The following is a 14,395-nucleotide window of genomic DNA, read 5'->3' on the forward strand; positions in this document are numbered from 1 at the left end:
GTAGGCCAATGAAATGAAGTTTCTCATCAATAGAATATCTGGAACCTTTTCGGCCCATAAAAAATACTCCTTCCTAAGCAAACAGGTTTTAATTATTTACCTGTCTACTTAAGTAGGAGTATAGCCACTGGGCCGTAAGCTTTTTAAGTTTATGAAGCTATCTCTAGCTAAAGCCAGCAAGTTTTGACGCTGGTTGCGGCGAATTTGCTCAACACCTTGAAAGGTGAAGCTGAATTGATAAAATACTAACGTTAAAATCAGGAGAAGTAGCAGTATCAGTTCTAATAGCGCTAAAGGTTTATTTTTTAGGAGCATGCCAATATTTGTATAAGAAATAAATGGTATTCGGTTATATTTGAGAATTAAGCTGGCTAGCCAGGTCATGATCGGAATGATCAGCTCAGCCAAGAGGATATTCATAAATAAAATAAGAATCGTATACGCGCCCCAATGTTTAAAAAAAGCGTTGAAAGCTTGACGAAATAAATGCGCACCTTTCAAAATGAATTTCCTCCAATAAAATTACTTTAATTTTGCTAGTAATTGTGGCACAATCGCAATTGATTCAAATTATAAGCGCCAGGTAAACTTAGAGCAACATAACTGGCGCGAAAGGGTTGGCAGACGACTTTGGAAAAACTCAAATTACGGCTAGATGCGTTCAGTGATGCGATCATTGCAATTATCATTACGATTATGGTATTAGAGTTGCCAGCAGTTTTACATGACAGTTGGCCGGCATATATCAATTTAGCAAAAGAAACAGGCATTTTTATGATCAGTTTTTTTACGTTGCCAACATGTGGTATCAGCATGCCACGGTCTTTAATGAAATTGAGAATATGACGTATCGAATTTTAATTTATGACTTCATTTTTTTGGTATTTTTATCATTGGTTCCTTTGACAACGAATATGATGGCTTCTAACACCACGAGGATCACAGTGATTATTTATGGTGTTTTGCAGATTATTTTAAGTTTATCTTTTCGGGTACTTTCTAAAGCCATTATTCATTTCAAATATACGGATAAGCAGGATATGCAGCAAGTTTATATGAAAATCTATGGTGGGCGTTCGCGTGCAATTGCCGTGGGGTCAGTTGTGTTTGTGGTTTTGGCTTATTTTGTACCTCGTGTCGTGGTGGTTTTCTACTTGGTTGATCCTATTGCAAGTTTTATTGTGAATAGTCAAAAGCGACAAGAAATGTATGACTTGGAACAATTAACGCCAGACCAACGGCAAGATCTGTTAAAACTAGATGGCAATGATGGTCTTAAGAAGTTCCGTGATTTCTTAAATCGCCAACGTCCAGACTCAGAGGTTGATAGCACTGAACAGGTGGCAGCAGAACCAGTAAAAACTGAACCAGCGTCAGTTCAAACAGAGACACCAAAAGAAACCCAACAGGCAACAACGGAGACTGATCCAGTTGAAGGGTTTCAAACTTGGTTGGATAATGTTAGGACTGCGATAGACGACCGGGGTAGTTGGTTAGATAACAATGTGAATCCACGCGATAGGGACAAACAAAAGGGCCTCTCAAAAGATGAATTCAGAAAATTGCGGCGGCAACAGTTTGAAGCGTGGATGCAACAGCGGCCAGATCACGGTCAAGGTCGGCCAAGTCAAGCAAAACTTACACCGGAACAGACGCAAGCTTTTGCCAAGCGGCAAGCCCAGTTCAAGAAGTTACGCACACAAGATAAGCATGAACGCGCTGAATCTATTGGCAAAATTATTCAAGAGATTCAAGATGAACAAGATAAAAAGAAGTGAGCTGGCAGAGCTTGAGACAAAACGTTAGATTTGTTTCAGTCGCGATCGTATTCGGGATAATTCTTAGCTAGATCTTCAGGTGTCATAAAATACAGTGGCGAAGCGTCAATTTCCGATTTTAGATCACCCAAGCCAGGCGTTCCTGACTTTTTAGGCTCAGTAACAAGAGACTGTTCACTGGACGTAACAGCTTGGGGCATATAAGGCAAGGTAATATCCTTTGCCGTCAGCGCTAAAATATTGGCTAAAATAATATTTTGCTGTTGGATCGTTTCAAAATCACGGGCAGCTAAACCTTGTTTTAATGCAGCTTGTGCCGATTTCAGTGCGGGTTTGCTTTGAATCGTTGCTGGTAATTGTTGGCTGTGTTGGATCAAGCTAGCAGCTCGTTTGAGAGCTGCTGCTTTTTGCTGTTTGAGATCTGCAGTTAGTTGGGTTGCAAAAGCTGTCACGCGTGGCGCTAACTCAGCTGTAGTTAGTTGTGATACGTGGTCTTTAAGATCTTGATAAATTAAGTTTGTCTGTCGCTGCCAGGACCATTGTTTGCGTAACTGTTCATATTGATTGGCTAAATGTTGATAGTGAGCTAATAATTTTTGCCGGGATTGCTGTGTTTGAACAGTGGCAAGTACTTTGTTAAAAGCATCTAGCGCCATTTGTTTTTGGTAGTCTGCGGCATCAGCTGGGAGATGCTGTAATTGAGCATAGTAATACCGAACATCTTGGGTTTGTCTGAGTTCGGCCGGCAACTGGTTAAATTGATCGGCTAAATGATTCAAGGTTGTGAAATGTAAGGTAGTCACTGAGACACCAGCTTTCTAAAATTAAAATCCAGCTACAGTTCGATTATAGTAAATGAGATGTTGGGCTTGCGTTTGGGCATCAATACTAAGCTTACTTACGGAGCAATTATCTGGTTCCATCAGGCCTTGTGTCTGAGGGTGCAGAGCATTCATGGCAAAACTACGCACCGTAAAACCATGGGTCACGATCAAAATTTTATTTTCGGGAAAGTTTTGGACGATTTCCCGGGAAATATCGGCAACGCGCTGTTCGACGTGCTGAAAAGTTTCCCCCTGAGCGATGGTGGCATAGTTTGACCGCACATCGTGAATCACAGGATCGAAATAAGTTGGGAATTGACGTTCTAAGTCAGTATTAGCTTGACCATCCCAAAGGCCATATGAGATTTCCAGCAAGCGTTGGTCATAAGTGATTGGAAGTTGTGCCGTTTGGTTTAAGATGGCTGCTGTTTGTTTGGTCCGTACTAACGGTGAAGCATAAATGTGTGTGAATTGGGCTAAGTCTAAATATTGATGCAGTAATTGCGCTTGCTGCTGACCCGTTTGGTTCAAGTAAGTGTTGGGGGTATTGATGGTACCTTGTTTAATACCCGCATCATTCGCATCGGTGCGTCCGTGTCGAATGAGATAAAGTTCTGTCATAGTTAGACTCCTAGGGATGAATTTACTTCATTTTAGCAAAAATTACGAAAGATGTTGACAACTTTCTATCCGTTTGCTAATATAATTTTAATAATTTAAGGAGATTTTAATTATGACAACCTGGAAGATACAAATTAGATGCCAAAATAATTTAGTTGTCTCATGGGCCTCATCATCTCGGTGATGTAGGCCACTTCAACATGCGCTGGCCTACTGCTTAAAAAGTGGGTCAGGGGATGTCATAATTAAATACATCCGAGCACTCACATTGTGGGTGCTTTTTTATTTGTCTTTGGCAAGTTTCATTAAATAACTTGGAGGTTGATTGAAGCATATGACAGTTTACAATTTTGCGGCTGGTCCAGCAGTTTTACCTAAGACGGTCATCCAGCGAGTTCAAAAAGAATTACCGAATTTTGAAGCGTCGCAGATGAGCATTCTGGAAGTTTCACACCGATGGCAGCCAATTGTCGACCTGATCGATGATACAAAAGCACGCCTATTAGACTTGATGCATTTAAGCAACGCTTATGATGTTTTACTGCTGCAGGGTGGGGCAACGTTACAATTTACGGCTGTACCGCTGAATTTAGCTACACAATTTCATCGAATTGGTTTTATTGATACCGGCCATTGGTCTCAGCGAGCTGCTGCCGAAGCTGAAAAACTACCTCAGCTCACAGCAGAGATTCTTGCTTCTTCAGGAATAGACCATTATCAAAAGCTGCCAGTTTGGCCACAGATCACCAACAAGTACGATTACATTCACTTAACCACGAATAACACCATTGAAGGGACTGCTTACCATACGGTTCCGACGACTGCACTACCACTTGTAGCGGATATGTCATCTAACTTTTTGGGACAGACATATGACTTTACAAAATTTGACTTGATCTACGCAGGTGCCCAAAAGAATTTGGCTCCGGCTGGTCTGACAATTGTTGTTATTAAGAAACAACGCATTCAACAGCTTAATTTGCCAAGTATGCTTGCGTATTCTGAATTAGCGGCGAAAGACTCCGCTTTAAATACCCCACCCGTCTTCCAGATTTATGTTGCCAACTTAGTTTTACAGTGGTTGGCTGACCAAGGCGGCGTTGAAGGCATCACACGAATTAATCAGCGCAAAGCGGCGAGGTTATATGAATTTTTAGATCAGTCACAGTTGTTTACTAATTCTATCAAGGCGTCTGATCGGTCTTTGATGAATGTGCCTTTTACCACTGGTGAAGCGCAGCTTGATCAAAGCGTCATCCAAGCAGCAGCTGAAGCGGGCTTGATGAATCTGAAGGGTCACCGTTCCGTAGGCGGTTTACGTGCCAGTATCTATAATGCCATGCCTGAAGCTGGCGTGACCGAATTGATCGATTTTTTGGCTGACTTTGAAGCAAAACACAAATAGTACCATAAATATTTTATTGGAGGGTCAAACTTATGTATCATATTAAAACATTTAACGCAATCGCACCTCAAGGCTTGGCGGATTTTACCGCCGACTATGCCATCAACCAATCTGAAGATCCTGATGCGTATTTAATTCGCAGCGTTGATTTATATCAACAGACTTTTTCGAAAAATTTAAAAGCTATTGCCCGTTGTGGCGCTGGTTACAACAACGTTCCTCTGGATCGTGCCTTAGCAAATGGGACAGTCGTCTTTAATACCCCGGGTGGTAATGCTAATGCAGTTAAAGAGCTGATTATTGCTAATATGATCATTGCCAATCGTAATATTATTGCGGCTGCTAATTGGACGCAAAAAGTTGAGAGAGCAGACGTTACACTGCGAACGGAAAAAGAAAAAACAGCATTTAATGGCACGGAATTACGACATAAAAAGTTAGCCGTCATTGGGTTAGGACACGTTGGATCATTAGTGGCTAACGCAGCCAGTGATTTAGGCATGCAAGTGATTGGCTATGATCCATATTTGTCAGCTGATGCTGCTTGGCACATCAATCAAAAGGTTAAGCGGGCAACTTCATTGATTCAAGCTATTCAAACAGCTGATTTTGTAACGATCCATGTACCTAAAAATGTAGAAACAACTGGCTTGATCGGCACTTCCGAACTGACCATGATGAAGCCAGATGCGGTCCTCTTAAACTTTTCACGCTTAGGCATCGTGGATAATCAAGCAGCCATCACTTTTTTAAGAGCCGGCAAATTACGGCAGTATATCACTGACTTTAGTTCTAAAGAGATCCTACATGAACCCAAAGTCACGATCATGCCCCACATCGGCGGCTCCACAATTGAAGCAGAAGTGAATTGCGCCAAGCTTGCGGTTGCTGAAACAAAGGCTTTCTTAGAGACAGGCAATATTCAAAATGCCGTAAACATGCCCGATGTCCAAGCACCTTTTCAAACTCAGTACCGCTTTACCCTAATGCACCGTAATGTTCCCAATATGATTGGCCAAATTTCGACACTCATTGCTGATGCTGGCATCAATATTGAAAATCTGGTGAACAGCGCACAAGCTGATTATGCTTATACGATGGTGGATACCAACCAGCTGCCACTTGCTAAGAAAAACACACTATTGGCACGATTAAATGCGATTGATAGTATGAAACGTGTGCGTATTCTTTGTCGTAGTTAGTAAGTAATACTAGTTATAAATTATTAATTGCTGTAAAAGATAAATCAAAGTATTGTTAAGTTCAACTAACAAATTAGTTTAAAGAAGTGATTGTTTTGGGATAAACTGGGACTAATATCGCTCTAAATCAGTTTTAGTAACTAGATTACGCTTAATAACAAATAACGCATAAAAAGCTAAATGAATCCGAAATTTAAAAAAATTGGAAATAATGTTGACCCTGAAATGAAATAGACCTATACTGATTGGTGAAGACAGTTAATAATAATTCTAATCAATAAACATTCTCAATCAGGTGAGTTGGATGCAAAAAGTGAAAAAAATGAATTTAAAGAAAAAAACAGTTTCATTAGCTGAGAAAATCAACGTGATGCGGGCTTCTGTCATGGGCGCCAATGATGGCATTCTCTCGATTGCTGGGATCGTTATTGGGGTCGCTGGGGCAACGAACAATAGTTATGCCATTTTCTTGGCTGGAATTTCGGGTATGTTGGCTGGAACAGTTTCGATGGCCATGGGGGAATACGTTTCAGTGAATAGCCAGCGTGACACTGAGAGCAAGGCGATTCAGACGGAAACTGAACGTGTTGATGATCATTTTGACCAGGAAGTCGCTTACATAAAACAAAAGTATCAAAAGACAGGGGTACGTGAGGATCTAGCAGCAAAGGCAGCCACTGAAATGATGGCTAAGGATCCCGTTGCAACAGCTGTTCGAGAGCGCTATGGGTTTGATCCTAAGGAACATACTAGCGCAATCAAAGCCGCCCTTGCGTCAATGATTTCATTTCCTACCGGATCAATTTTGCCGTTAGTTGCGATCACAATGTTTCCAGCTCATATCAAAATATTGGCAACCGTGATCTCAGTTATTATTGCTTTGGCGGTAACTGGTTATACGGCAGCAGCACTGGGTAAAGCCAATCGCTGGAAAGCTATGTTACGGAACATTGTATCTGGCTCTTTGACGATGATCGTTACTTATGCAATTGGGTCCTTGTTTGCCCACTAAGGGTTCTGATGGAGATGAAGGACAATGAATAATACGAAGACTTTAAAAAAACGGCCTAAGATGACAATGCAAGAACGTTCAAATACACTACGTGCCGGTGTATTAGGTTCAAATGATGGTATTTTGACAGTTGTTGGGGTGCTGTTTAGCGTTGCCGTAGCGACGTCAAATACCTTTACTATCTTTATTGCTGGCTTATCCGATTTGTTAGCTTGTGCCTTTTCGATGGCTTCTGGCGAATACGCCTCTGTTAGTTCTCAAAAGGATACGGAGAAAGCAGTTGTTGCTCAAGAACAAGCCCTTTTGAAAACAGATTATCCTGCTGAAGTAGCAGCGGTGGTTAATTTTTATGTTAGAAAAGGCGTTACTCGGGAAACATCCCAGGCGATTGCGGAAGATTTGATGACCAAAGATGCCTTGGGCACTGTGGTGCGTGTCAAACACGATCTACATTTACATCATTATATGAATCCTTGGAATGCAGCTTTTTCATCATTAGTTTCGGCAGCCTCAGGTGGGATTTTCCCATTAGTTGCGATGACCTTGCTACCAGAAGCACTCAAGTGGCCGGGGACGATTTTAGCTGTTTCACTTTCAGTTGCTTTAACGGGATTTCTGAGTGCTAAGTTGGGGAATGGGTTAGTGAAACGTGCTGTTGTTCGAAATGTGATCGTTGGTATTGTAACGATGTTCATTCACTACTATGTGGGCTTAATGCTGTAATTACGTTATGTTTTGTGACGCAAATTAAAATTGGAGGCAAATTAGCTGTGACTTTAGCCAATCATAAAACTAATGCTATCTTGACTGCCGAGCAAATGGCTGCTTGTGACCAATATACGATTGAAACGATTGGGATACCATCATTAGTGCTAATGGAGCGTGCTGCTTTAGAAACAACACGCTTGATCGAACAGCTCTTAACACCAACCCAAGTACTTGTGGTTTGTGGTACTGGGAATAATGGTGGCGACGGCTTAGCAATCGCGCGCATGTTACATGTACATCAAATATCCGTAACAGTCGTTCTTTTAGGCGATCAAACCCATGCCAGCGCTCAGATAAAAAAGCAATTACAGATTTGTGATTATTATCAGATACCGTTTCGAGAGGAATTGCCGGAGGATCTTGCCGGTTACGACTTGATCGTAGATGCTATTTTTGGCATTGGTCTTTCGCGACCGATTACCGGTGCTTATGCGCAGGTCATTCAAACGCTAAATCAAGCCCAAGCATCTAAAGTGGCGGTAGATATGCCGAGTGGGCTCAATGCAAATACGGGTGCCATCATGGGCGTCGCTTTTCAGGCAGATTTAACTATAACCATGGCTTACCGCAAGGTAGGTCAACTGCGAAACAAAGGGCCAGTGTATTGTGGCTTGACTGTCCCCGTGGATATTGGCATCTATCGAAATCAATCAATATAAATATGAGGTAGAAGAGAGTGAGATAAAAGGCGCCCAGCGCCCTTTGTTGCACTTTTGTATAAATATATTAATAAAAATAACGCAACACCGAATTTTCGGTCGTTGCGTTATTTTTTTGCGGGTATTATTCATAAAAAGCTTAAATATAATAAAAATAATGATTTCAGATTTTGAAGTTGTTTTTATACCAAATGTTATTTCTAATATATTGATTATTTTAAAAAAATACCCTGAAAAATTACAGGCAGAAGCCTAAGCAAATACGTGTTGGCGTTGGAGTGGGCTAAAAATACTTAAATCAAAAAATGAGAATTATTGAATTTCTTTTTGACTACTTATCATTGAGTTGTAGGAAAGCTTATGGGATGCAGCATACTTCTGGAGGTGGTTATATTCTAATTGAACAAGCGATACAAATAAATCAACCCAACGATAAAGCAGGTGATGTAAATAGTAATGATCAGTTGATGTGTGACAGAGGTTTAACACCAGAAAGGAGCACATGACCTGTAAAGGAGGTGCTTTGAAGTGAACAAAGAAAATAATTTCATATCAAAAATCAGAAAAGCAGTTGTCGGTTTGATTGGGCTGATCGGCTTGCTGATCCCGATATTCTCAAGTCCCCAAGTTATGGCTGACAGTTCGGCAACACAAGATGTTTTAATTCATAAAAGAGTTTATCTTGATTTGCGACAGGAAATAGACTATCAGTTTCGCAACACCGGTCATGCAATTACTGACGACAATAACTCATTTATCCAACAAACGTTTGGCTTAAATGATGCCACTTTTGTCGTTTTTGAAATAACGGAAAAGTATAACGAACTCGAAAAATCTGGGATGACACACGATGATATTGTTGCTAATTTTTTTACCCCTAAAGTCTTAAAAAGAGAAGATCTACGAATTCTAGCTGATAAGACGCAGCCAAATTATGAAGCTGTCCGTAAGAATCCACTATATGCCTTCCTGCTGGATAAAGCAGGCAATCCCAAAATTGTCGCAAGAGGGGACACTAAGACAGACACGTTCACCGATAATGATGGCAAGAAATATACTGAGGATGGGCTTGTGCGCTTCACATTACCCAAGCAAGTTACGATTGCTGGCAAAGAGCAGAATGCAAGATATCTTTTAGCTGAAATTGATGTGGGTCTCACGGAGAACATTGACTATGACAAAATCGCCCGATATGGCGTCGTTAAGTTGCCCTTTATGGATGAAGTGACCCATCAACCGTTATCTGGGACGTTACACTTATATCCTAAAAATATTGGCTATGCTCGGGATCCTTATTTCTTAAAAATCGGGAAAAATCAAGCCACAGATCCAGACAGCTCAGGGCAGTTAATAGAAGGTGCTAAATTCGTTCTTTGGCGGCAGCTGAATGGTGAGAAGCAATATCTAGACATGAGTTATGAAAGTGCATTACAAAATCAGTGGATTCCAGAAAATCAATTAATGGGGGACCCACTCAGTGACCCTCGGGTAACAGTTTTCACATCTAACAGTAATGGTTTGGTAACCATGGAAGGCCGTTTGTTGGCTGCGGGAACTTATTATTTCGAGGAAGTGGAAGCAGCGGAAGGCTATCGTATCGATGAATCACAAAAAATGGTTCGCGTAGATGTCCCCCGAACTTGGGATGAACCGGTAATGGTTGATGGTCAACCGCTTCAAGAACCAGAACCAGAAAACCCCCGACCGGGAGATGCCAACGTACCAGTTGTTGTGAACCTTAAAAACTCATCAGACTCTGAGGTATATGTGAAGCGGTTCAAGAAAGTTGATATGGCTGACCACGGCAAGGCCTTAAAAAATGCTAAGTTTGTAATTGCAAATAAGGCAGGCAAATATTTACGTCAAGTGCGTGGTCAGAATGAATGGATCGTAAATAATGGCAGCAATAGCGAATTAACACGTTCGAACTTAACGATTTTAACTAGTGACACTAATGGTAATTTTGAAATTAGCGGTTTGCCAAAAGGCAGTTACAAACTTCGTGAAATTCAAGCACCCGATGGCTATCAGCTGACTCAAGACTTAGTTTCATTTACGGTTGGCGATAATGATACCAATGAAACTAAAAATCGACAAGATATTGTAAATGCAAAAACGACCAATAGTTTGCTTGATTTGTTTAACCCAAATACACCGGCGGCTACTGGTAACAGTAGTGGTAGTAGTACGCCGACTTCAGGTGGTGGTCTATTACCACAGACAGGGGCCGTGTTATTAAATGGCTTAGGTCTGATTGGTATCACGATCATCATATGGGCAGTTTACCGCAAATATAAAGCGACGCATTGAACCTTTCGATTTCGCAATAGGAGGCGAAAACAATGCATAACATCATTATGAAGCGTGTCTGGCAAATATTAGCAGCATTAATGTTGTTCGTACCGTTATTATCAGGCGCGTTACAAAGTACAGTGGTTCAGGCAGCAGAAGCAAGTGGTGAAACAACGGTTACGATCCACAAACGTAAATTATCAGACCAGAATGCGGCCATAACCAATGATGGTACCGAAAAACCGAATGTCATCGGGACACCTTTAGCTGGCGCTGGTTTCACAGCTTATGATGTGACTAACCACTATACCCGCTTAATGGGTGAATCCGGTGCAACGATGGCTAGCGTTATGAAGAAATTAGCTGAGTTAAAACCAACCGAATACCAAAATAATCCCAAATATGATTTTGGGGTGACGAATGATCAGGGTGAAGCAACGAAGATACTACCGAATAAGTCCAGTACAAATGGCAACAAAAATGCGGTTTATTTATTCATAGAAACAACCGTACCAGCAGGGGTTATTGCTTCAGCACCATTTGCTGCTGGATTTCCGTTCTTAGACCCAAGCTCGACAGCAACAAAGTATCTGAAAGATGTGCATCTTTATCCTAAGAACTACTTTGGGCAATCTAAATTAGAATTTGAGAAATATTCTTACACCCATGCCACCGGGAATGAAGCAGCTTTACAAGGTGCTAAATTTACAATCTGGCGGGAAAACAACGGTGTGAAAGAGTATTTCAAAGATTTAGATGGTAATAATGAACCCATCTATACGACAGATGCTAAAGAGGCACATGAATTAGTTTCTGGCGCCAATGGTAAAGTACAATTGGATGTACCTTGGACCATGATGGCAGGGGACCATTACATTGAAGAAACAGCATCAGTAGATCCTTTCCATAAGCCATTATGGGAAAAAGATGTGGTTCTAAAAGTGAAACACGATCCAAAAGATCCAAGCAAGGCTATCTTTGAAGGCTATGACCTTAATGGTAAGCCGATAACAACAGATCGCATCTATAACTACGACGCGCCAGAGATAAAAAAGACAGTCAACAAAAATGACTTGAATTACGATGAAGTGCATCATTACAAATTAACCGTACCAATTCCGGTCGATGACAAATCTTATACGAAATTTGAATTAACGGATAACTATGATGCCAATCTAGAATTAGTGACTGATCTAGCTAAAATTCCAGTAAATGTTCTTGATGCGAAAGGGAGTGTTATACGCAGTTTTGAAGTGGCTGGCACGCGACTATCAAATCAGTCCATCAAAATTGACCTATTAAAGGATCTACAGGCCAACCCACCTCAAGCGGCTGGGATGAAATATGAAGTGGCTTTAGACATGAAAATCAAGGCTGGCGCCAAACCAGATACAAATCTAGAGAATGAAGTGATTTTAGACCACGATTATGGTAAATCCGACGATCAAGTAGAGGTCAAAACTCACGGCTACCATTTCCAAAAAATTGATTTACAGACGGAAAAGGGGCTGCAAGGTGCGGAATTCATTGTCTCTCGACAAATGAAGGGTCAAACGGAATATCGGACATATGACGTCGATAAAAAACAATGGGATTGGCACACTGACAAAGAAGCTGCTCATCGTTTTATTTCCAATGAATCTGGGCTGATTGAAGTGACTGGGCTAGAAACTGGTCAATATGTGCTGGAAGAAGTAAAAGCACCTGAGGGCTACCACTTACCTGAAGGCGAAGGCACTAAGACACCATTTGAAGTAACAGATACCAGTTACACGGATACTAAAGATGATCCGAAAAAAATCACGAATAATGTAACCTTTGACGTGCCAGTAACTGGTAGTTTGGGCATCATCGGGTTGATCCTGGCTAGTGGCCTGGTCGTAACTGGTGCCGTAATTTATTTCAGAAAAATACACATGGCTTAAAAAAAGTCTAGTTACAGGATTCATCCAAGAAAGGAGGCACTGACATGATTGCGCGGAAGCAGTTTACTTCACGCTATGTCATCAGATTACTCGTTGTTTGCCTAGCCTTGTTAACTGGTTTTTTGATTCGCGAGGGCACCAATCATATTCGGGCCGAAACGTCGGCCTCGCCAGAAAAAGAACTGGTGATTCATGATTTTGGCTTGAACCATGAAAATAAGCGCGTGACCAATGACGGGACAGAAAAAACAACCACACTAACAGATCCGGTCTTTGACAGTCGGTTTGTTGTCTACGATGTCACTGATGTGTATCGCAGCTTGGTCTATCAGGGTCTGGATTTGACCAAAATCAATGAACAATTGTTGAACTTAGAAGATGCAGCGTTGCTGAATAAGCTGCATTATGAACTACCCAAAACCAATGCAGCCGGTTTGACCCAAATCATGTTACCCGAACGATCGGTAGGTCATTACCAAGATCAGACGAAAGCAGTCTATCTTGTCAAAGCACCAGGGACAGATAAAAAAGCGCTTTTGAATCATAATTTATCACAAAAAAAAGCTAAAATTCATTTGTATTTTGCCAATTACTTCGCAATGCAAAAAGTTCAGTTTAATAGTGTTTACTTTGATTATGAGCAGGGCAAGCTTGTACCCGCTGCTAATGAATATATTCTTGGCAGATCTACGGCTGGTGATAAGTGGTATCAAGGTGTAGATAGCGAGAACCGACCGTTATATACGAAAAATAAAGCTGAGGCCTATAAATTTATACCTGATGCACACGGTTATGCCAGTGCTGAGATTCCCTGGGCAGCTATGGGGCCGACGATGCACTATTTTCAGATGTACCAATTACAAGAAGGGCTTCATGAAGCGGCTAACCGAACATCAATACAAATTCACAGTAATGATATTGATGGCTTTGAATATCGAGCAATGGATGAACTTGGGCACGTCGTTAGAACACCCGCTTCCGAGGTACCCAATATGGTTTCATATATGATACCCACACCCAAATTGGTTAGTAACGTTGAAGATGCTGGTGATGAGAAACACTATACCTTCAAAGTACAGATGCCACTGCCATTTGATATATCAAGCTATCAAACCAATCAATGGGCCATAAAAATTGGGTCTGATATGCCTTTAATGACAGATCCGAAGGTATTGCGTGCCGTTGCTAAGGACGCGGATGGACAGACGAAATATACAATTGGTGGGCAGCCGCAACCATACGGTGATGGACAAAATGGGTTCAAAATTGATTTCACGACAATGAGTACTTTTCAAGACCTTACCGATGGCGATTATATGGAGGTTGAATATCAGGCTAAGACAGCTGCCGATGTGCCAGAAACTGCGAATGTTAGCACTGAAGTTACCTATAATAACAATCACGAAAACAAGATTTCCACGTATACTTTTAAGCCTGGTTATAACTTTAAAAAAATCAACCAAAGTCAACAGCCATTGCAAGGTGCCGTGTTCGTGATCTACCGACTATCCGGAGCTACAAAGCAGTATTATATGTCCGGTGGCAGCTGGTCTAGTTCAGTCAATCCAGAACAAGCTAAGCGTTATACGTCCAATAGTGCCGGTATAATATCTTTTCTAGGCGAGCCAAACATGCCTACTGGTACCTATTACTTGAAAGAAATTCAGCCACCACCAGGATATAAACCACGTGATGACATGACGTTTACAATCACGCTGCTTTCTTATGATCAAACCATGTTCAACCCTCAAACGGTCGTGAATATCAAAGAGGAACAACCGCCAGCATTTGTGGTTCCTGTAACTGGTGGTAATGGAATCATTTGGTTAGTTGGTGCAAGTATCCTAGTTATTTTGGGCACGATCGTTTACTTCAAAAAGAAGCAACATGTTTAGCATCTTAATCGTTA

The 14,395-nt window shown here is 41.3% G+C and carries 13 protein-coding genes and 1 pseudogene; 11 read left to right on the forward strand and 3 right to left on the reverse strand.

Features of this window, described 5'->3' with window-relative positions; translation table 11 throughout:
* Positions 1–108 precede the first annotated feature (108 nt).
* Complete coding sequence (locus FHQ08_RS07145) at positions 109–501, reverse strand: glycerophosphoryl diester phosphodiesterase membrane domain-containing protein (protein WP_230913718.1); 393 nt, start codon at positions 499–501, stop codon at positions 109–111.
* Positions 502–696: 195 nt separating this feature from the next.
* Here FHQ08_RS07145 and FHQ08_RS07150 point away from each other — a divergent pair.
* Together FHQ08_RS07150 and FHQ08_RS07155 are read left to right on the forward strand one after the other, a co-directional pair.
* Positions 697–842: pseudogene (locus FHQ08_RS07150) on the forward strand (TMEM175 family protein); the annotation flags it as partial.
* Positions 843–1,778 carry a hypothetical protein gene (locus FHQ08_RS07155; protein ID WP_230913720.1) on the forward strand — a complete coding sequence of 312 codons (936 nt, stop codon included), beginning with the start codon at positions 843–845 and terminating at the stop codon, positions 1,776–1,778.
* Between the two features lie 35 nt (positions 1,779–1,813).
* Here the strand turns inward: FHQ08_RS07155 and FHQ08_RS07160 are convergent, their stop codons facing one another.
* Both FHQ08_RS07160 and FHQ08_RS07165 read right to left on the reverse strand, forming a co-directional pair.
* A complete protein-coding gene (locus FHQ08_RS07160; protein ID WP_230913721.1) occupies positions 1,814–2,581 on the reverse strand; it encodes a hypothetical protein in 768 nt (255 codons plus the stop codon).
* 21 nt (positions 2,582–2,602) lie between these two features.
* Positions 2,603–3,223 carry a histidine phosphatase family protein gene (locus FHQ08_RS07165; RefSeq protein ID WP_230913722.1) on the reverse strand — a complete coding sequence of 207 codons (621 nt, stop codon included), beginning with the start codon at positions 3,221–3,223 and terminating at the stop codon, positions 2,603–2,605.
* Positions 3,224–3,557: 334 nt separating this feature from the next.
* Here FHQ08_RS07165 and serC point away from each other — a divergent pair, with 334 nt between their 5' ends.
* The 9 genes from serC (at position 3,558) to FHQ08_RS07210 (ending at position 14,381) form a co-directional block, all read left to right on the forward strand.
* Positions 3,558–4,628 (forward strand): 3-phosphoserine/phosphohydroxythreonine transaminase, encoded by a 1,071-nt coding sequence (gene serC / locus FHQ08_RS07170; RefSeq protein WP_230913723.1) that lies wholly within the window; start codon positions 3,558–3,560, stop codon positions 4,626–4,628.
* Between the two features lie 32 nt (positions 4,629–4,660).
* Complete coding sequence (locus FHQ08_RS07175) at positions 4,661–5,830, forward strand: 3-phosphoglycerate dehydrogenase family protein (RefSeq protein ID WP_230913724.1); 1,170 nt, start codon at positions 4,661–4,663, stop codon at positions 5,828–5,830.
* A gap of 322 nt (positions 5,831–6,152) precedes the next feature.
* A complete protein-coding gene (locus tag FHQ08_RS07180) occupies positions 6,153–6,842 on the forward strand; it encodes a VIT1/CCC1 transporter family protein (protein ID WP_230913725.1) in 690 nt (229 codons plus the stop codon).
* 24 nt (positions 6,843–6,866) lie between these two features.
* The gene (locus tag FHQ08_RS07185) at positions 6,867–7,565 is read left to right on the forward strand and encodes a VIT1/CCC1 transporter family protein (protein WP_230913726.1); all 699 of its coding nucleotides are present in this window, start codon (positions 6,867–6,869) and stop codon (positions 7,563–7,565) included.
* A gap of 95 nt (positions 7,566–7,660) precedes the next feature.
* A complete protein-coding gene (locus FHQ08_RS07190) occupies positions 7,661–8,269 on the forward strand; it encodes an NAD(P)H-hydrate epimerase (protein ID WP_269073896.1) in 609 nt (202 codons plus the stop codon).
* Positions 8,241–8,525: a hypothetical protein gene (locus FHQ08_RS07195; RefSeq protein ID WP_230913728.1), complete on the forward strand. Its 285-nt coding sequence runs from the start codon at positions 8,241–8,243 to the stop codon at positions 8,523–8,525. Before FHQ08_RS07190 ends, FHQ08_RS07195 begins: the two co-directional genes overlap by 29 nt.
* 272 nt (positions 8,526–8,797) lie before the next feature.
* Complete coding sequence (locus FHQ08_RS07200; protein ID WP_230913729.1) at positions 8,798–10,579, forward strand: SpaA isopeptide-forming pilin-related protein; 1,782 nt, start codon at positions 8,798–8,800, stop codon at positions 10,577–10,579.
* A 32-nt stretch (positions 10,580–10,611) separates the two neighbouring features.
* Positions 10,612–12,486, forward strand: a complete 1,875-nt coding sequence (locus FHQ08_RS07205; RefSeq protein ID WP_230913730.1) for a pilin N-terminal domain-containing protein — start codon at positions 10,612–10,614, stop codon at positions 12,484–12,486.
* A gap of 44 nt (positions 12,487–12,530) precedes the next feature.
* Positions 12,531–14,381 carry a SpaA isopeptide-forming pilin-related protein gene (locus tag FHQ08_RS07210; protein WP_230913731.1) on the forward strand — a complete coding sequence of 617 codons (1,851 nt, stop codon included), beginning with the start codon at positions 12,531–12,533 and terminating at the stop codon, positions 14,379–14,381.
* Positions 14,382–14,395 lie beyond the last annotated feature (14 nt).

It is taken from the genome of Agrilactobacillus fermenti, assembly GCF_021030645.1.
Lineage (GTDB): Bacteria > Bacillota > Bacilli > Lactobacillales > Lactobacillaceae > Agrilactobacillus > Agrilactobacillus fermenti.

Excerpts from the sequence above, each read along its gene's own strand:
- FHQ08_RS07205 (WP_230913730.1), top strand. The coding sequence starts at position 10,612 with ATGCATAACATCATTATGAAGCGTGTCTGGCAAATATTAGCAGCATTA.
- serC (WP_230913723.1), top strand. The coding sequence starts at position 3,558 with ATGACAGTTTACAATTTTGCGGCTGGTCCAGCAGTTTTACCTAAGACG.
- FHQ08_RS07185 (WP_230913726.1), top strand. The coding sequence starts at position 6,867 with ATGAATAATACGAAGACTTTAAAAAAACGGCCTAAGATGACAATGCAA.
- FHQ08_RS07180 (WP_230913725.1), top strand. The coding sequence starts at position 6,153 with ATGAATTTAAAGAAAAAAACAGTTTCATTAGCTGAGAAAATCAACGTG.
- FHQ08_RS07175 (WP_230913724.1), top strand. The coding sequence starts at position 4,661 with ATGTATCATATTAAAACATTTAACGCAATCGCACCTCAAGGCTTGGCG.
- FHQ08_RS07210 (WP_230913731.1), top strand. The coding sequence starts at position 12,531 with ATGATTGCGCGGAAGCAGTTTACTTCACGCTATGTCATCAGATTACTC.
- FHQ08_RS07190 (WP_269073896.1), top strand. The coding sequence starts at position 7,661 with ATGGCTGCTTGTGACCAATATACGATTGAAACGATTGGGATACCATCA.
- FHQ08_RS07155 (WP_230913720.1), top strand. The coding sequence starts at position 843 with ATGACGTATCGAATTTTAATTTATGACTTCATTTTTTTGGTATTTTTA.
- FHQ08_RS07165 (WP_230913722.1), bottom strand. The coding sequence starts at position 3,223 with ATGACAGAACTTTATCTCATTCGACACGGACGCACCGATGCGAATGAT.